This window comes from Ruegeria sp. H8, from assembly GCF_056532905.1.
This window is the reverse complement of the sequence record NZ_JBQFNY010000002.1, coordinates 1-17,689: the sequence shown is the minus strand read 5'-3', so window position 1 is coordinate 17,689 and position 17,689 is coordinate 1. Positions and strand designations below refer to the sequence as shown.

13 protein-coding genes and 3 pseudogenes are annotated in these 17,689 nt (G+C 54.6%); 9 read left to right on the top strand and 7 right to left on the bottom strand.

The features are described from left to right. The first annotated feature begins 2 nt into the window (after positions 1–2). Positions 3–977, top strand: a complete 975-nt coding sequence (locus ACR0A2_RS06425) for an AbrB family transcriptional regulator (RefSeq protein ID WP_480834509.1) — start codon at positions 3–5, stop codon at positions 975–977. Here ACR0A2_RS06425 and ACR0A2_RS06420 read toward each other — a convergent pair. From ACR0A2_RS06420 to ACR0A2_RS06400, 5 genes are all read right to left on the bottom strand, one after another. Continuing rightward, positions 946–1,926 carry a D-2-hydroxyacid dehydrogenase family protein gene (locus tag ACR0A2_RS06420; protein WP_480834507.1) on the bottom strand — a complete coding sequence of 327 codons (981 nt, stop codon included), beginning with the start codon at positions 1,924–1,926 and terminating at the stop codon, positions 946–948. The two genes, ACR0A2_RS06425 and ACR0A2_RS06420, sit on opposite strands and share 32 nt — an antisense overlap. Continuing rightward, entirely contained in the window at positions 1,923–2,174 is a 252-nt protein-coding gene (locus tag ACR0A2_RS06415; RefSeq protein WP_480834505.1) for a hypothetical protein, read from the bottom strand. The genes ACR0A2_RS06420 and ACR0A2_RS06415 overlap by 4 nt, the downstream gene beginning before the upstream one ends. A gap of 36 nt (positions 2,175–2,210) precedes the next feature. Then, positions 2,211–3,299: a 4-oxalomesaconate tautomerase gene (locus tag ACR0A2_RS06410; RefSeq protein ID WP_152459103.1), complete on the bottom strand. Its 1,089-nt coding sequence runs from the start codon at positions 3,297–3,299 to the stop codon at positions 2,211–2,213. A gap of 79 nt (positions 3,300–3,378) precedes the next feature. Continuing rightward, a complete protein-coding gene (locus tag ACR0A2_RS06405) occupies positions 3,379–5,409 on the bottom strand; it encodes a tripartite tricarboxylate transporter permease (protein ID WP_171229066.1) in 2,031 nt (676 codons plus the stop codon). A gap of 76 nt (positions 5,410–5,485) precedes the next feature. Then, a complete protein-coding gene (locus ACR0A2_RS06400) occupies positions 5,486–6,574 on the bottom strand; it encodes a type 2 periplasmic-binding domain-containing protein (RefSeq protein ID WP_171118945.1) in 1,089 nt (362 codons plus the stop codon). Positions 6,575–6,713: 139 nt separating this feature from the next. Between ACR0A2_RS06400 and ACR0A2_RS06395 the strand changes: the two genes are divergently transcribed. The 6 genes and pseudogenes from ACR0A2_RS06395 to ACR0A2_RS06370 all read left to right on the top strand — a co-directional run bounded on the left by ACR0A2_RS06395 (position 6,714) and on the right by ACR0A2_RS06370 (position 14,675). Further along, positions 6,714–7,382, top strand: a complete 669-nt coding sequence (locus tag ACR0A2_RS06395; RefSeq protein ID WP_171118947.1) for a response regulator transcription factor — start codon at positions 6,714–6,716, stop codon at positions 7,380–7,382. Continuing rightward, positions 7,379–8,746: a sensor histidine kinase gene (locus ACR0A2_RS06390; protein WP_480834503.1), complete on the top strand. Its 1,368-nt coding sequence runs from the start codon at positions 7,379–7,381 to the stop codon at positions 8,744–8,746. Before ACR0A2_RS06395 ends, ACR0A2_RS06390 begins: the two co-directional genes overlap by 4 nt. Before the next feature lie 246 nt (positions 8,747–8,992). Further along, positions 8,993–10,120: pseudogene (locus tag ACR0A2_RS06385) on the top strand (IS3 family transposase). Between the two features lie 655 nt (positions 10,121–10,775). Next, entirely contained in the window at positions 10,776–12,371 is a 1,596-nt protein-coding gene (locus ACR0A2_RS06380; protein WP_480834501.1) for a hypothetical protein, read from the top strand. Positions 12,372–13,377: 1,006 nt separating this feature from the next. Next, a complete protein-coding gene (locus ACR0A2_RS06375; RefSeq protein WP_480834499.1) occupies positions 13,378–14,013 on the top strand; it encodes a recombinase family protein in 636 nt (211 codons plus the stop codon). A 71-nt stretch (positions 14,014–14,084) separates the two neighbouring features. After that, complete coding sequence (locus tag ACR0A2_RS06370) at positions 14,085–14,675, top strand: hypothetical protein (RefSeq protein ID WP_480834497.1); 591 nt, start codon at positions 14,085–14,087, stop codon at positions 14,673–14,675. On the opposite strand, the pseudogene ACR0A2_RS06365 reads toward ACR0A2_RS06370, so the two are convergent. Next, positions 14,620–14,973: pseudogene (locus tag ACR0A2_RS06365) on the bottom strand (integrase core domain-containing protein); the annotation flags it as partial. The gene ACR0A2_RS06370 and the pseudogene ACR0A2_RS06365 overlap by 56 nt on opposite strands. Before the next feature lie 283 nt (positions 14,974–15,256). Here ACR0A2_RS06365 and ACR0A2_RS06360 point away from each other — a divergent pair. Further along, complete coding sequence (locus ACR0A2_RS06360) at positions 15,257–16,345, top strand: acyltransferase family protein (protein WP_480834495.1); 1,089 nt, start codon at positions 15,257–15,259, stop codon at positions 16,343–16,345. Positions 16,346–16,739: 394 nt separating this feature from the next. Continuing rightward, on the top strand, positions 16,740–17,174 hold the full coding sequence (locus tag ACR0A2_RS06355; RefSeq protein WP_480834493.1) for a hypothetical protein: 435 nt from the start codon (positions 16,740–16,742) through the stop codon (positions 17,172–17,174). A gap of 294 nt (positions 17,175–17,468) precedes the next feature. On the opposite strand, the pseudogene ACR0A2_RS06350 reads toward ACR0A2_RS06355, so the two are convergent. Beyond that, a pseudogene (locus ACR0A2_RS06350) lies at positions 17,469–17,689 on the bottom strand (transposase); the annotation flags it as partial.

Here is a 17,689-nt window from a genome sequence, read left to right as displayed (position 1 = left end):
TAATGAGTTTGCCCCTGCCCTTCCTGTTCGGCCCAATGAGCGCCTGTCTGATTGCAGCCCTGGCGCATGCGCCGATGGAGGGATTCGGGCAGGTCTCGGTGGCGGCACGCACTATCCTGGGCGTTGCCGTGGGAGCATCGATCACTCCGGCCCTGTTTGCCGAATTGCCGAAAATGGCCGCGTCGATTGCGCTGGTTCCGTTCTTTATCCTGCTGATCGCACTGGTCGGAGTGCCATTCTTCCGCAAGGTTTGGGGCTTCGATACTACAACCGCTTTTTATGCTGCCATGCCCGGCGGGTTGCAGGACATGATCATCTTCGGATCCGAGGCGGGTGCCAATCCGCGCACGTTGTCGCTGATCCACGGCACACGCGTGCTGATCATAGTGACGTTGGCCCCGCTATTTCTGACTGTTTTCTATGGCGCTGAATTGACCAACCCAATCGGTGAACCCGCACACGCCCTGCCGGTTCACGAACTGGCCCTGATGGTGTTGGCCGCCTTTATCGGCTGGAAGGGCGGCGAGCGCATCGGTCTCTTCGGCGCGTCGATCCTGGGACCGATGATCCTGACAGCTGCTTTGTCACTCGGGGACTTCATCCATACCCGCCCCCCGCGCGAGGCCATCCTGGCCGCGCAATTCTTCATCGGTTGCGGAATCGGAGTGAAGTTTGTCGGTGTCACCTGGGTGGAATTGCGCAAGGTCGTGGCAGCGGGTTGCGCCTATGTGGTTGTTCTGGCCGTGTTGGCTGCGGCCTTCACTGCTGTTGTCACCACGTTAGGGCTTGGCAAGCCGGTCGAGGCGTTTCTGGCCTTCGCGCCCGGCGGGCAGGCCGAGATGACAGTTCTGGCCATCGTTTCAGGCGCGGACCTGGGCTTTGTGATCACTCACCATCTGACAAGGATTGTGCTGGTGATCATCGGCGCGCCCATCGCCGCCAATCTTATTCTACGGTGGTCCAAACCTCGGGGTTGATCATGTGGATCGGCGCGCCGTCAGCGTACGCATTTACCTGATCGAAGATATCGGCAAATTGCAGGTCGAACTCATCCTCGGTCACAAAACCAATATGCGGCGTCGCGAGCAGGTTGGGATGTGCCAGCAAAGGATCGGTCGCGTCAGTCAGTGGCTCGGAATCGAATACATCAATCGCGGCTTTGCCGGGGCGACCGGCGTTGAGCGCTTCAAGCAAAGCGCCCGGAGCAATCAGCCCGGCCCGTGAAGTGTTCACGAAGATCGCCCCGGGCTGCATCTGCGCAAAATCCGATGCGGTAATGATCGCACGCGTGTCCGGTTTCAGGCGCACATGGATCGAAACAACATCACTATCGGCAAAAAACGCCTCGCGGCTCGGCGCGACCCTAGCGCCATCCGCTTGCGCACGCGACCGACCTTCATCGGACGACCACCAAACGACATTCATTCCGAACGCCTCGGCATAACCCGCAACCGCACGCGCGATACGGCCGTAACCATAGAGCCCCAATTGACGACCGCGTAGCGTCTTGCCTACCCCTGCCTGCCAGTGCCCTGCCTTGACCGAGGCCATCTGAGCGGGCAAATCCCGCATCCCAGCCATGATCAGCGCCCATGTGAGTTCCGCCGCAGCATAAGACGGCGTGCCGCTATGCATATTCGAACACAGTAAAACACCCTGATCTGTACAGGCCGGCACATCAACATGGGGATAGACGCTGCGCTGGCTGATCAGCTGCAAATTCGGCAACTTTTCCAGCAAGGCGCGCGTGACTTTGGTCCGCTCTCGGAACAGCACCAGCACCTGAGCCTCCTGCAAACGCTTGGCCAAGATGTCAAGATCCTCGACATTATCCGTCCACACCGTCACTTCATGAGCGTTGAGTCTCTCAAAACATGGCAGCCCACGCAGCGTGTCGAACCAATCATCCAGAATGTGTACTTTCATCGGCTTTCTATACTCTGCCCGGTGGTCAGTTTTCTGGGTGTCGGCACAAAATGCTGCACGTCAAGTGCTGCCAGCGCGTTTCGGACGCGTTCGCTTTGGTCCAACAGATGATTGAATTGCTCGTCGCATCCCGCGATTGGCGTGGGGTATTCGGCCATATCCCGTCGCAAGGCAGCTTGCGCCAACCGGAGCTCCTGACGCGCGATATCGAGGCATTCCGAGTAGTCGTCCATCGTAACCTCTCTCATTTGTATACAAAAGTATACCAATTTGGAAATGCCTAATCAACTCCCTTTCCACACGGATTGTGGAACGTACACATGGCCGTCTGCCAACTTGCGCGCGGTACGAACCAAGCCTGCTGCGTTTACAGTGAACCCATTCTCAGTGGTGAAATCCACCAATACGTCGATCGTGCCCGAGGCATGTTCCAATATGACTTCAGCCGGGCTTGTCGTCGGGCGATCCAGCAAACCGTCCGCGACCGTGCCGGGCGTCAAAGCGCAGGACGCCATGCACTGCGCACCGGTAACCGCCATGGTCGGGTGGGTCTTCCACGGCATGAAATACCGCACTGCAAGCGTTCCGCCCGCTTTGGCAGGAGCTACAAGGCCGAATTTGGGGGTCACGGATTTGGACACATCCCCCATCCCCATCCGTTCCCCGGCTTCGATCCGAACGGCTTCCATCCGGTCAAAAAAGGCGCGGTTGGCGTCCAGATCCTCGGCGCTTTCATAACCCGTCAGTCCGAAGTCGGCGGCGCAGGCAATGGCCATTGGCATAGCGACGTCCATGCAAGTCAGTTCGATCCCCTGTACTGTGTCACGCAGGTTGCCGGTGGGCAGGAAAGCACCGGTTGCTGACCCAACCACCCCCATGAAACTCAGCTGCACCGGTGCAGATTGGCCGGGCACCCCGGCAATGCCTGTATCACCCTCATAGGTCAGCCTTCCCCCGGGTGTCTGAATCCGGGCCACTACACGGGCCCCGGTGTTGACCGCCCGGATACGGATTTCGGTTTCATCGCCTTGGGGCTCAAACAACCCCATTTCGATTGCAGCGGGGGCGACACCTGACAGGATGTTGCCGCAAGTTGGTTTGAAGTCGACCAACTTATCCTCGACCGCAACCTGCGCGAAGAAATAGTCGATATCGGCCCAGTCATCCTCGCTGACCGACAGCATCGCGACCTTGGTCGTGACCGCCGCGCCACCGCCGATACCATCAATGTTCAGCGACTGCCCGGCCCCGAGGGCAGCGATCAGCACTTTGGCCAAAGTGTCCAGATCCTCGGGCAAATCCGAGCGGCGGAAATACGGGCCCCGAGAGGTTCCGCCCCGCATGAATACATATGGGATCGCTGTTTGGGTCATCGGGTCCCCCCTGGCCAAGACTGAGTGGTGTTTCTTCTGCCCGGCCCGGTACACAGGCCGAGCGATGTCATCGGGCTGCTCATTTCAATGGCCAGGGCAAGCTGACCATGTCCTGCAACAGACCAGGCGGGAAATCGCGGTTCAGAGCACCCGCCATCAGGCACATAAAGCCAATACCGCAGGCGGTCAGGATCAGCGCCATCTGCCAGCTGGCCCCCGCCCGAATACGGAAAAACGCGATCAGGAAACCCAGCAATGCAAGGATGAACCCCACCACCCATGTCGCCGCGATGAGACCGGCGAACCACGCCAGCGTGGACCACAAACCATGGGGGGCACTGGCGTCCTCACCCGCAATTTCCTTGTCTGCAAAAATCGCGTCGCCCTCGGGCCGCCGCATCATCTGGATCAGCAGGATCACGCAGCAGAACAAAGAGATACAGCCGATCACCAGGGGGATGATTTTGTCGGTCATGTTGTAGTCAGGGATCATGTTAGCATTGACCAAAGCCACGATCAGATAGGCCATGATCACCAGTAGAAAGACCAATGGCGCACGCTTTGTACCTGCCTGGACCTCACCCTCGGCCATGATCATCTTGGCTTGCCGGATGCCCAGAATAACCGAGGCAACCGTGACGACGATCAAGACAATGACGATGGGGCTGAAGACATATTCCATCCCTTCGCCAAAGCTCTTTCGGAAACGGAACGATGCAATCTGGAAGGCCTGATTGGTGAACTTTTCAACCGGGTTCGACAGAACAAAGCCGATCAGGAAAGCAGGGCGCGACCAGTCGAACCGTCGCAGGAAGATGCCGATCAAACCAATCACAAACAAGGCCAGCAGGTCTTCGAAGTTCTGACCGGATTGGAAGGCTGCAAAGCTGATCAACATGAACAGGAACGGCGCCAGATAGGTAAAGCGGATCGTGGTCAGCTTGGCGATCCCGCCCGAGGCCGCGATGCACAGGATGGTGCCCACCACGTTGGCCAGCGCCAACAGCCAGACGATCGAATAGGTGATATCGAGATTGTCCTGAAGCATGCTCGGACCGACTTCGATATCTCCCGACCCCAGCAACGCAACCGCACCAATGAAGATTGCCATCGAGCCCGAGCCCGGAATTCCGAACAGAAGCGTCGGCACCAGACCGCCGCCTTCCTTGGCGTTGTTCGAGCTTTCCGGGCCGATGACCCCGCGCACTTCGCCTTTGCCGAAATTACTTTTGTCCTTGGTGGTTTGAACCGAATGGCCATAAGCGATCCAGTCAACGACCGAACCGCCGAGGCCCGGAATGACGCCGACGACGACCCCGATGATCGAACAGCGGACCGACAGCCAGATATTCGCAAACCAGTCTTTGACGCCGTCCAGCCATCCAGCACCTATCGAGGCGCCTTTCGCAATCGACCGATCCTGCCGCAGCAGCGAGACGATTTCGGGCACCGCAAAAATACCCAAACCGACAATGACAAGTTTCAAGCCATCGGTAAGATAGGGAATGTCATAGGTCGCCATCCGAAGCGATCCACCGGCATCGGCCTCGCCAATTGTGCCGACCATCAGGCCTAATCCAGCGGCGGCGACGCCTTTCAGTGGGATACGTCCTGCCAAAATGGCGACCATCGACAGGCCGAGAATAGTGATCATCAACATCTCGGGCAGTCCAAAGGCCAGAACGATTGGGCGCGCGATCAGAATGAACATGGTCAGAAAGGTCGCGCCGACCAGCCCTCCGAACAGGGACGAGGAAAAGGCCGCCGACAGCGCCCGCGCGGCCTCGCCCTTTTTGGCCATGGGGAAGCCATCCAGCACTGTGGCCTGCGAGGCCGAACTGCCGGGGATGCCCATCAGGACCGATGCGAAAGTGTCAGAGGTCGGAACCACCGCCACCATCCCGATCATCAGGGCCAGACCCAGGATCGGGTCCATGCCGAACATGAAAGGGAGCAAGAGCGACAGGCCGGCAATGCCTCCAAGCCCCGGGAAAACACCTACAGCCAGCCCCATAACGACGCCGAGCACAAGATAACCCAGAACGATAGGTTGCAGGATAAGACCCCACGCATCACCAAGCGCAGGAAGAGCGGTGGCGAAAACCTCCATAGCGGCCGCCTTTCATAAATTGTCTTGTATGTAGAAAAGCGCGCGCCCTTCGTTGGGCGCGCGACGACGTGTCGGCTTAGTTCAACTCGACACCATAGGCTTCCTTCAGCCAGTTCAGGACATATTGCTTGGCATTGTCATCCACATTGGTCGCGGTTTGCAGCGCAGCTTTTGAGCCGTCGCCGACGAACACCGGATACTTGCCTACGCGTTTGGACGAAATGTCTGCAAAGTCACCACGCTCGGTTACAGCTTGGAACGCCGCGGTGTAGGCATCGACGACCTCTTGTGGCGTGTCACCGGGCAGGAAGGCCAGTTTCTGAACTGGGAAGCCCGCCACGAAGAAGGCTTTCCATGCGTCCCATGCTTCACCGCTGGTTTCACAGCCATCGGTGGCCTCGCAGACCTCTTTGAAAGTCGGGATATCCGGAAATGTCGGATCGCGCACGATGTTGCCGTCTGCATCCAAGGCACCCCATGTCATCATCGGCACGGCCTGACCAGCCTCGACCAGCGGCGCCGAACCGCCCAGATAGCCCGAGGAGGTTTGATAATCGATGTTGGCCTCTCCACGTTCGAACATCAGGCGTCCGTCTCCACGGCCTTTGATGCCAAAGACAGGCTCAACATTCATACCCAGCATCTGCCAAGCCAACAGCGGCACCAAATCCAACCGGGTTGCACCCTGCGAGCCGTAGATGAAGTTGGTGTCTTTCAACGCGTTTGCGGAGCCATCAAACTTTGCGCCATCCTCAGCGTTCAGATAGGCGACGCCACCGGTTCCCGATGCCATAACCGGAATCCAGTCGTTATATTCATAACGCACGCGCGGATCGTTCAGCAGATACGGGAATTGAGTTGAACCCGAGGTGCCGAACAGCAGCGTACCGTCATCATGGCTTTGCTCCTGAAACCAGTTCGCACCCTTGGTCGAACCCGCGCCCGGCATAAATTTCACCACCACTGTCGGTTGACCCGGCAGCGCCTCGGACAGAAGCGGCGCAAAGAAGTTGGCCCATTTGGCAGACCCGCCGGTTTCCGAGAACGGGATGACCCATTCAATGGTCTTGCCCGAGAAATCGACCTCGGCTGCGGCGGGTGCTGCGATACCGGCGGCGGCGATCAGCCCCACGACGGCGCGACGGGTGAAGTTGGAAATGGCCATTGGTTCCTCCCTGTTGACCAGACAACCACGTCGGCGCCCTCCGCGCCACCGTGATCGCAAATAGAACTGTGGGGTTGATTCCCCCTCCCATCTGGCAATCATGGAACGCCAACCTTGCGCGAAACTTGCAGGAGCCCGAATGCGGATCGTCATCGTCGAGGATAATGAGACCCTCGCCAACGCCATTGCCTATCGCTTGCGGGATCGGGGCCATGCTGCTGATGTACTGACAGATGGCGATGCAGCCGATCTGTATCTAGAGCAGGAAGGCGCGGACCTGATCGTTCTGGACATCAACCTTCCGGGTCGGTCAGGGCTTGAAATCTTGCGGTCGTTGCGCAACCGGGGTGACAGCGCCCCGGTTATTCTGCTGACCGCGCGCACCGAGACCAGTGACCGAGTGTCTGGTCTGGATATGGGCGCTGACGACTACCTGGTCAAACCTTTCGAGATGGACGAGCTCGAGGCGCGCATCCGCGCCCTGTCTCGTCGCAAGCAACTGGATTACGGCTCGCAAGAGACCATCGGAGAACTGGAATTTGACCGCACCGCGCGGCAGGTCAGCGTAAAGGGACAGGTGCTTGACGTGCCACGCCGAGAAATGGCTGTGCTTGAATGCCTGCTGGAACGGCGCGGCAGAATTGTCCCCAAGGGCCAGCTGACTGACTATGTCTATGGCGTGGGTGCGGATGTCGAAGACTCTGCCGTTGAACCTCATGTATCGCGATTGCGCAAACGCCTTCAGAACCTTGGCATTAGGATCAAAACCGCCCGCGGTCTTGGGTATCTGCTTGAGGTGCAGAAGTGATCAGGCATGGTTCGCTCCGGCTTAGGCTGTTCATTCTGATCCTGACGCCCTTGGTGTTGCTCGCGATTCTGCTTGGATATTGGCGCTACACGGTTGCCCGGGAAACGGCGCAAGAGCTTTTTGACGACAGCCTGTTATCTGCTGGTCTGGCGATCTCGCGCGATGTGGCGGTGTCAGACGGCGATGCTTTATCGCCCACCACCCGCAGCTTAATCCGCGATGCATCGGGGGGAGAGATTTTTTACCACGTGACCGGACCCGGCGGTATCTACGTAACCGGTTACGCATATCCACCTGCCTCGGCAAACCCGACAAAACAGGACGTTTACCAACCCCAGTTTTTCGAAGCGGTCTATCGTAACGAGCCGGTGCGCGTATTGAAAATGACCGAACGGGTCACTCTGGATAACCTTGTAGGAGATGCGACGGTCACCGCATGGCAACGCATCGCGGATCGCAACGCGTTTGCCAATGAATTGTCGATCCGAGCAGCTATACTGATGGGCATCCTAATGGCCACCCTTGGCTTTGTCGTCTGGTTCGGCGTTGCGCGCGGCCTGCGACCGTTGCTGGATTTGCAGGACGCCATTGACCTGCGTTCGCCCGACGACCTCAGCAAGATAAAACGCCCGGTCCCGACCGAAGTCCGTGGCATTGTTCAGACCCTGAACCGGCTGTTTGGGCAGGTCGAAGACAGTATTAACGCCCATCAAGTGTTTATCTCAGAAGCTGCGCATCAACTGCGAAATCCAGCAGCCGCAGTCCAGTCCATGGCCGAGGCGCTGCGAGATGCAAAAACGGATGAAGACAGGGACAAACGCATTGTCGAGCTTGTGGCAGCAGCAAAGAACTCGGCCACTGTGGCGGAACAGCTGTTATCACTGGAACGGCTGCGGCAACCTACGCATCAGGATCAGATGGAAAAGATTGATTTCCGCTTGGTCGTGGAAGAAGCTTGTGCAGAGATGGGCGTACACATTCTGGCAAATGGGATCGATTTTGAGGTCACGATGCCGGAGTCTGCAATCATGGTAACAGGGGATCGGGTATTTTTGACTGAGGCCATCAAAAACCTGCTGGACAATGCAGTTAAGCATGGTGGCGCTAAGTTGAGCCGAATTTCAATTGTGCTCTTCTGTGACGGAGGAAATGTCAATCTTACTGTGGCCGATGACGGAACTGGTCTTTCACCCGCCCAAAGCGAAGCAGCATTCAGTCGGTTTTCGCAGCTAGAGTACTCGGAAGGCAGCGGCCTTGGATTGTCAATTGTCTCAGCGGTGGCAAAACGCCATGGAGGAGTGGTTGCAATCAACCAAGTCGAAAAAGGAGCAAGCGTTACACTTGAGCTTCCCATAGCCCTGTAAGTCGTTTCCAGCATTTAGAAGCCCTAAACTCTTCAATATCAAAGGGTACTCTTTGCGGTTGCAGCGAACTGTTGCTTCGTTGCGCATTGCGGTTGTTTCCGGACTATGTTCTGAACGGCTGGCCTCGCAACCATCGGCTAATTTTCCGCGTCATAACAAACCGCCAACGTCGATAAAACCGATGTTGGGTTGAGCCTCCCCAACTGAACGGGTCCACCGTTATGTTTAGGAAACGGAGGACTACGAATGGCAAACAAGCGACCGAGGCCCGAAGAGATTGTCTCGAAGTTACGGCAGGTTGAAGTTCTGATGGGGCAAGGGATGTCCCGTCTTGATGCGATCAGGCAGATCGGCGTTGTTGAACAAACCTACTACCGCTGGCGAAAGAAGTACGGCGGAATGGGTGTGGATCAGTTGAAGGAACTGAAGCGGCTTCAGAAAGAGAACGAGCGGCTGCGACGCGCGGTGTCTGACCTGACGTTGGACAAACTGATCCTCACGGAGGCGGCCAAGGGAAACTATTGAGCCCCGCTCGTCGTCGTGCCTGCATCGATCATGTCCGCAGCCAGCTCAAAGTATCTGAGCGACGCGCCTGCCGCGTGCTTGGACAACACCGGTCCACGCAACGGCGTGTACCACAAGGTCGCGCAGACGAAGACCGATTGGTGGCCGACATGATTGAGCTGACCCGTCAATACGGCCGATATGGCTATCGCAGGATCGCTGCACTACTGCGAGAGGCTGGATGGTCTGTCAGCGATGGGCGAATTGAACGGCTTTGGCGACGAGAGGGGCTGCTCAGTGCCAGTGAAACAACCGAAGAAAGGACGGCTCTGGCTGAATGACGGATCATGTGTCCGGCTGAGGCCGGAGTATCGCAATCATGTATGGAGCTATGACTTCGTTCATTGCCGAACCGATGATGGCAAAGCTTTTCGGACGCTGAACATCCTTGATGAGTACAGTCGGGAATGCCTGGCGATTAAAGTGAAGCGCAAGCTGAACTCGGTCGATGTGATCGATGCCCTGACGGATCTGTTCATACTTCGCGGCGCGCCGAGTTTCATACGTTCTGACAATGGACCGGAATTTGTTGCCCAAGCCGTCCGAGACTGGATCGCCGCAGTTGGCGCCAAGACGGCTTACATCGAACCTGGGAGCCCTTGGGAGAACGGATACTGTGAAAGTTTCAATGGTCGGTTCAGGGACGAGTTGCTCAACAGTGAGATCTTCTACAGCCTGCGCGAAGCTCAAATTCTGATCGAACAATGGAGGAGACACTACAACACAAAGCGGCCCCACAGTGCACTGGGCTATCGCCCGCCAGCGCCCGAAACCATCATATCAATGGATCGCAGGCCGACGATGCACTAACAATCAATTTGGACCAGTCAGATGAGGCTGCTCAAACTGACCCATATGTTCACAAAGATGGCGACAAGGTAAAGGCTGCGACCTTGGTGTGTGAGAAAACCGCCAAACTAGATACTCTTGACCTAAATGAAAAGGTAGAAGAGTTGGTTACAATGATCCGACGAGCAAACGGTTTGGATGATCAGTGACCCGTCAATATCGATCCGATGTGAACTTCTACGGATAAATGGAACGGCTAAGTTAAAGATTCTGTTGAAGCATCAGGATCTTCCAGTCGGTAAAGGTTTACAATTCAGCGCACGGCTGAGATTGAGACGTCTCAAGTAACCGTTGTCGGACCTGCCCCAAACCCCTCTACCCGTACATGTAACGACTTGACCTCTGATTCCGTTACAGTAAGTGTCGTACTCGAACCACGAGGGTTCACCTGAGAAAACCGCAGTTGATGCTTTGGGAAAACACGCACAATCCGTCACGGGTGATTAGCTCAGACAGCGGAGCGTCTGTGCAACAGTTGGTAGAGCGCTTCGTTTACACCGAAGATGTCGGGAGTTCGAGTCTCTCATCACCCACCATCCCAACTTATTGATCTCGCTAATGTTCCTGATATTCAGGGCCTTGCGCTGCCTCAACTAGTACATAGAGGTGGTACACGATGAGATTCGCAATGCCTAAGCCTGTTCTGATCAGATCGACTTACTATTTACGTGTCCATGTCCCTAGAGACGTAGTCAACCAAGCTGCAGGTACCACAGTTGTTCTACCTGTCGGCGATAGGGACTGTCGGGTAAAGCTTACGACCCACGCCAAAGTTTCATTGAGGACGAAAGACTGGCCAGAAGCAAAGAAACGCTTTGCAACAGCATATGCTGCGTTAGAGACCTACTGGGATACACTACGCTCTGGCTCAACTAGCCTAAGTCATAAGGACACAGTTGCGTTAGCTGGCGAAGTCGTCGCAACGTTCCTTCAGGTACTTGAAGAAGAACCCGGATCACCTGAGGTGTGGAAGCAGGTGGCAAAACTGGATGCCAACGCTAGGGAGGGCAAGAGCAATTCCTTGGCGGTCCCTACACCTTCGACCAAGGTTACAGACATGGAGCATCGATTTGGCGAGTTAGCAGATGCTCAGTTGGCTAGGCGAGGTCTGATCGTTGACAACGAGTCTCGCAACCGTCTCATTCGACGCATTGCTGTGGCCATGGAGGATGTCAGCCGGGTGAGCTTTGCAAGGGCGACGGGTGACTACTCTGAAATAGATACTCTCAAGAAGTACCCAAATTACGAGCCAAAACCCAAACAACACCCGGGTGTTCACGATGAGCGCGGTGGAGTTACGTTTGACGAAGTAATTGACGAGGAAGTACGTCGCCGATCCGCAGGCAGAGATGCAAAGCCCATGTCCTCCAGTGCAGAGCGAAAGTTTCGAAGAGCCGCTGACGAGTTTGCGAAGCACCGAAAGAGCAAACGAGTGGACACTCTGACAGCGCAACAGGCAGACGACTGGAAGTGGTCAATGCTGAATGAGGGAAAGCTGTCTAACTCGACGATAGCCCAGCGTTTGCAGAACGTAAGGACGGTTGTGGAGTGGGCGCGTCGTCATGCCCTCGGTAGTCTTTTCCCCGACGGCAACCCCTTGGAACTAGTTGAGCTACCGCAGCGACAGGGCGTCAACAGCGCTGATCGGACGTATCGGTTGAGTGAGGCGAAGTTGGTCCTTAAAGGGGCGAGGCGTGAGACGAAGCCGGAGCTTAGATGGTTGCCGTGGATGTGCGCCTACTCGGGCGCTAGGATTGAAGAGGTTGCGCAGCTAAGGCCCGATGACTTCTTCCAGTCCGCTGACGACTGGTTCTACCGGATCACGACGAAGGGCGGGAAAACACTGAAGAACCAACACAGCAAGAGGACTGTTCCCGTACACCCTGACCTCATAGCTGAGGGATTGATCCAGTTTGTTCAGGCGCACAGCGGCACCCCCACTCAAAGATTGTTCCCCCGGCGATCACAAGGAAACGTAGCTGGGTGGGTACGAGGTAAGCTTGGGCTTAAAAGAAAAGACCTAGCACCCAACCATGGGTGGAGACATCTGTTCGAAGACTTGGCATTGAGGGCGGGTATCTCGGACAGCGCAAAGACATACATCACAGGACGATCAACTGGGCGGTCAGCTGAAGGGTATGGCAAGAGCGACGCAATGCTACCAGGGTTGGCGACGGAGATGCGTAAGCTTCCTTCATTCCTGCCCCGCTAGAGCCGCTGAGCGAGTCACTGAGTGACCTTTCGTGCGCTTCAGCTGGGTATATAGCCTAGAGCCTTTAGCGAGCGCTCCAGAGTCTCTCAGCGCGTCATTAGGTTACTTCGGTTTAGGTGCCACCATTACAGAATAATCGTTTCTGTGGGGGCCTCTCTGGGGCAACTACAATCTGAAGCTGTAGCTTCGATGTTAGTCGCCAGACCTCCCTTACCGTTCTTTCAGCTTTCAGCTTTGGGGGGTAAGGGGGGCATCTGGGGATACATCTGAAGCTATTTTGCTTAGGTAGCTTAAGCTATTGCTGAAGCTTGGGTCGTCCTCGTGGTGGAGGAAAGACCCATTATCCACATCCTCATAGCTCAAGCTATGTTTGCTGAAGGCAGCTTGAAGTTTGATCACCACGACGAGATTGACGCTAGCGCAATCAGTGAAAGAGCTGACATTAGTCAACCAAGCAAAAAATATCGCAAAAATCTGAGAGCCTTATCCATATATCGTATTAATCGATAATACCCCCATACCGGGTCTTCGACGGGCTGGTAAGGCGCAGTCAATTGCCACGCCTTCCCAAGCGAATACTTAGACTGCTGGGGCGCGTCCCCTCGTCACAAACAACTGCACCAAACCAAGGTCAAACAGCAACTCTGCGTTTGTCGCTTCGACCTTTGGCATAAGCAACGGAACGTTAGAACGTACGACCAGCGTCGTATGGAAAAGAACGAAGGATGCGGTGTAAGCTTTCATTTGCGAAGTCCTCTTTCGTTTGAACTGCGCAAGGAAACGAACTCATGCCAGTTGGCATAGAACGCCTTGCCCTAATCAATAGCGAATGTGTCTCTGAAATCGTCGCGACAACTTGACTCAGGTAAGCGCATTTATCGCTTTGTCCGTAAGGGTATACCTCAAAGTACACCTACAGCACCCCAAAAAGACTGTCCGTAAGGGTTGACTTCTTTAATCGTACATTCCTATCAACGTACAGCACCTAAACGGACACGAAGGCGACATGAGCAAGACTATCCTATACGCACGAGTTTCGACTGCTGACCAGACGCTTGACCATCAACGGGCGCAAGCTGAGGCTGCTGGGTTTGAGATCGACGAGGTGGTATCCGACCACGGGGTTTCGGGTGTCAGCACTACGCTGCAAGACAGACCTGAGGGGAAGCGGCTGTACGATAAGTTGCGCCACGGTGACACGCTAGTGGTCCGCTGGGTAGATCGCTTGGGTCGTAACTACCAAGACGTGACCGACACGGTCAGGCACTTCATGAGGCAGGGAGTAGTCGTGCGCACGGTGATCAACAACCTCACGTTTGACGGGGCAACAACAGACCCCATGCAAGAAGCCGTGAGGGACGCTCTGATAGCCTTTATGGCTGCCACTGCTCAAGCTCAGGCTGAAGCCACAAAGGAGGCCCAGAAGGCAGGTATAGAGGCTGCGCGTCATGATGAAACCAAGTACCGTGGCAAGAAACCCAGCTACGACAGGGAAACGCTCACAAGGGTTATGGACATGCTGTCAAAAGGTGCAGGTGCGTCGGAAATCTCGAATGCAATGGCACTTACGCGTCAAACTATTCTACGGATCAGGAAAGACCCAGCGGCGGCAGAGAAGGCTTTGGCGAAGTGGGGGCTTTGAAATTGCTTTCTTTTATTGTTTGTTTTTTGCGACGATCACTTTGACGTTCATAGATATTTTTGTCACCTGCAATGCCGCTTTCAGACGACCAAAAACAAAAACTCTTAGATGGATATGCTGCTGCTGAAAAAAGACTTCGGTTCGCAAAGCAAGACGTCAAAGAAATGGTAGCCAACTACGGCAATTTCGATGCTTATGGAAGCTGGATTAGCTTCCTCATGAGTTCAAACTCTTTCTTTTCCAAATTTGAGCAGAGTACAAAAGCATCCTTTCATGCGAAAGCCTGGTATGCGCTTGTGAAAAACCGAAGGAAGCATAACGAGGTAATGCAATACCTGCGGCAAGCTCGTCACTCTGATCAACACTCGATTGCTCAATCTGTACATTTACCCCGTATATCAGGTCCGAAATTGAAGATCGAAGTGAAGGTACTTACCTTAGAAGAAGCGAGAGATAACGCACGGCACCGCGCTGAGCTTGTCAAACTAATTCCGGCAGAGGGACAGCCCGGCTACCCGATGCTTGCGGTGCTTGCCCGTCGTCAGGGATTTTGGGACAGATGGCCGCCTGAGCTAAGAGAGGATCTGGCGCATCTGTTTGGTTTGATTATGCGGCGGATTTGCGGTGGAGCAAGCGCCGGGTTTCGATTGTCTTCCGTTTGATCCTTTCTCGTTGTTTCAGAATGGTGTGGCCGCGCTCGAAGTAGACATCGACCGGGGTGAGGTTTTGCAGGCTCTCGTGATAGCGCCGGTGGTTGTAGTGATCGACGAAAGCATCGATCTGCTGCATGAGATCACCGGGCAGGTAGTAGTTTTCCAGCAAGATGCGGTTCTTCAAGGTCTGGTGCCAGCGCTCGATCTTTCCCTGAGTTTGCGGATAGTATGGTGCCCCTCGGACATGATCCATTTCCTGATCTTCCAGCCATTCAGCAAGTTCACCAGAGATATAACTGGAAGGGTTCAGCCTTACCGCAACGTAGGACTTCCAACTGGATTGCGGATGCTCTGGCCGAGAGGCTGATCGGGGAATTCTGTTTGGTTACGATGCATCGAGACTATTTCGATCTTGTTGAAACAGCTGTGCTGGGGTATGGGATGCGATGACTACTTGTAACGTGCTAGCCGCCCGCACACGAAAGCCTTCCAGTAAGTTGATGAAACTAGCGCCGCCAGAATTAATCGTTTGCAAGCGGCTAAGCACTTGTGCTGACGTTACCTACTCGAGTGGATCGTATTAGCAGGACATGTCGATCGAAGCGGGAAAACAACGGGCTCATGGCCTTGATGCTCTGCGCGGTATTGCCGCGACTGGAGTGGTTTGCCTACATGCGGTGTATATTCACCCGCTCGGGGTCGAGTTTTTCGGGTGGCATGTGAACTACTTGACCATGGGAGTTCCGTTGTTTTTCATAATCAGCGCCTTCTCTATGTCACTTGCCTATCCCAATGGAGTGACGATCCGTAGTGGTTGGAAATATGCGGTGCGGCGCTTTCTGCGGATTGCTCCGTTGTTCTTTTTCATGCTGTTCCTCTGGCATCGCAAGGGACCCTGGCCAGAATTCGATACAATCATAAGGAACCTCACATTCACATTCGGTTTTGTTCCCGAAGAACAAAACAGTCTCGTACCTGCGGGGTGGTCACTGGGTGTTGAAGCGATCTTCTACCTACTCTTCCCATTCTTCTGGATCTGGCGAAACATGTCGGGTGCTCTCATCCTGTTTGTGGCGTCATGTATCGGATGGGGAATTTTGAATCTTCACGGTTCCACCGAGGTTCCATACGGGTACTATTGGCACAACTTTCTTACCAATGCCCCATACTTTGCACTTGGTCTGTTGGCATGGAGTATTTTCCATAGGATCGAGGGTAGCTGGGAGCGAGAGATCGGGCTGGCCGCCCTGGTCATAGGTTTGGGTGTCTTATCAGTGGCGTTTCTGTATGGACCTCACCCAGACGCTTCAACGAATCCAATTTCCTTAATTTTCATTCTAGGATGGGGGATTGGGTTTGCATGCCTCGCCCTATCCCAAGCGCTCTATCCCGTAAGCTTCTTGGTTAATAGATTTACCGAATTTCTTGGAAAGATAAGCTATAGTCTTTATTTGATGCACCCGTTTTTAATTTACAAGACGGATCTCACTAGACAGGCTGCAGAACTCACGGAAAAACCAATACTGGTTGTGCCAATTGTCTGCGCGATAACCCTTGTCGCTGCTGTGCCGATAGCAACTATCTTTTTCTATACTATAGAGCGTCCCTTTATGCGCCTCGCCCGGCATATGACCAAACCAAGGTCCAATGAGCCTGTTCTGAATCGCCGTTTCCAGTAGTTGAAGTTACCCAGCGGCAAGTTTGATCCGTTTCGCTGAACGCTTAATGTTATGATGTAGGCTATCATTTGCAACGGTAATTATCTGTCAAATAAGTCGGCGAAACAGCAGGGGTCTACCCCAACTTATTAAATGCAATGGTGTCAACTGCACTGCCGCGAAAGCAGGCGTAGGGGCACGCTTTGAAGGCCGATATGGTGAGCGAGGAAATCAAGCCGCTGTGCCACGAACGGGTCGGTCATTGCAGGCCTCGACCACTAGCGCTCAAAGAGCGCGGGTACTTCTTCGAGCGAAAGAAGAACATGCACATTGATGCTCCGGTAGAGAAGAGGATTGACGCCTTAAAGCTTGGGCGATTTTTCTGGCGTTTGAACTACACGAGCCAGACAAAGCAATGTCAGAATCCGATTCCATCTTTGACACTCGTTTCAATGCCATTTTCCACGAAAGACAAAACATAGATGAGTTAATACGACTATTCGAGATTTATCGACTTATTGAGGCAATGCGCGATGCCTATATTTCTGAGTTTGGGTCGTCACCGGAAAACGGGCATAAACATCAGCACCAGTATCTTGTATACGGTTATTGGTTCGTTTTTTATGCCTGCAAGTTACTTCATGTGAAAAGACAAAACGCGGTACTGCCGAGTGGAGATGCCGCAAGAGAATTGGTTGAAGACGCCATTCGTCGTGTTGCCAACGCCTGCAGTCAGCCAAAAGCGATTGCTCACTATCAGATGTTTAGAAGCCCAAGAACCAAAGACAAAATATTGGGGGAGATCAGCGCTAAACAGGAAGACTTCTTTGACCTGCTGTCGTCGTCTTGACGGACGGTCTTTGACAACGAGTACATCGCAATGGTACATCGTCTTTAAGGCAGCGACCATTAAGCATCATAAAAATAAGGCTGTTGTGGTGAAGTTGTGGGAGTTCGAGTCTCTCATCACCCACCATCCTTTCCCCGCAGTGTATCAAGGTCTTACGCGACTAGCACCTCTTGCTATGCTGCGCATGAAACTGTGTCCGCTGCGCCTCCGCTGCACTTGAACGGAAAAGATATCTCCAACACAGGAGATTTGGGCAATGGCAACAATCGTAAAACGACCTGGGGTCAGGACCCATAACCAGTAAATTACGGTTGCCGCGAGTGCGATGGCTGATAGGAAGACCTTGGGACAACGGTCACAGCGTGTCGCCACGCGCCTCCAATCCCTAAGCCTGCCAATCATAATCTCAATGCGGTTTCGCCGATTGTATCTGCGCTTGTCGTACTCGACAGGCGTCTTTCGCTGCTTTCGCCCGGGGATGCAGGCGCGTATCCCTTTGTCTTTCAACGCTTCTC

Coding starts and splice junctions, on each gene's coding strand:
- ACR0A2_RS06420 (WP_480834507.1), bottom strand. CDS start 1,926: ATGAAAGTACACATTCTGGATGATTGGTTCGACACGCTGCGTGGGCTG.
- ACR0A2_RS06360 (WP_480834495.1), top strand. CDS start 15,257: ATGTCGATCGAAGCGGGAAAACAACGGGCTCATGGCCTTGATGCTCTG.
- ACR0A2_RS06415 (WP_480834505.1), bottom strand. CDS start 2,174: ATGAGAGAGGTTACGATGGACGACTACTCGGAATGCCTCGATATCGCG.
- ACR0A2_RS06400 (WP_171118945.1), bottom strand. CDS start 6,574: ATGGCCATTTCCAACTTCACCCGTCGCGCCGTCGTGGGGCTGATCGCC.
- ACR0A2_RS06375 (WP_480834499.1), top strand. CDS start 13,378: ATGAGCAAGACTATCCTATACGCACGAGTTTCGACTGCTGACCAGACG.
- ACR0A2_RS06380 (WP_480834501.1), top strand. CDS start 10,776: ATGAGATTCGCAATGCCTAAGCCTGTTCTGATCAGATCGACTTACTAT.
- ACR0A2_RS06355 (WP_480834493.1), top strand. CDS start 16,740: ATGTCAGAATCCGATTCCATCTTTGACACTCGTTTCAATGCCATTTTC.
- ACR0A2_RS06405 (WP_171229066.1), bottom strand. CDS start 5,409: ATGGAGGTTTTCGCCACCGCTCTTCCTGCGCTTGGTGATGCGTGGGGT.
- ACR0A2_RS06425 (WP_480834509.1), top strand. CDS start 3: ATGAGTTTGCCCCTGCCCTTCCTGTTCGGCCCAATGAGCGCCTGTCTG.
- ACR0A2_RS06370 (WP_480834497.1), top strand. CDS start 14,085: ATGCCGCTTTCAGACGACCAAAAACAAAAACTCTTAGATGGATATGCT.
- ACR0A2_RS06410 (WP_152459103.1), bottom strand. CDS start 3,299: ATGACCCAAACAGCGATCCCATATGTATTCATGCGGGGCGGAACCTCT.
- ACR0A2_RS06395 (WP_171118947.1), top strand. CDS start 6,714: ATGCGGATCGTCATCGTCGAGGATAATGAGACCCTCGCCAACGCCATT.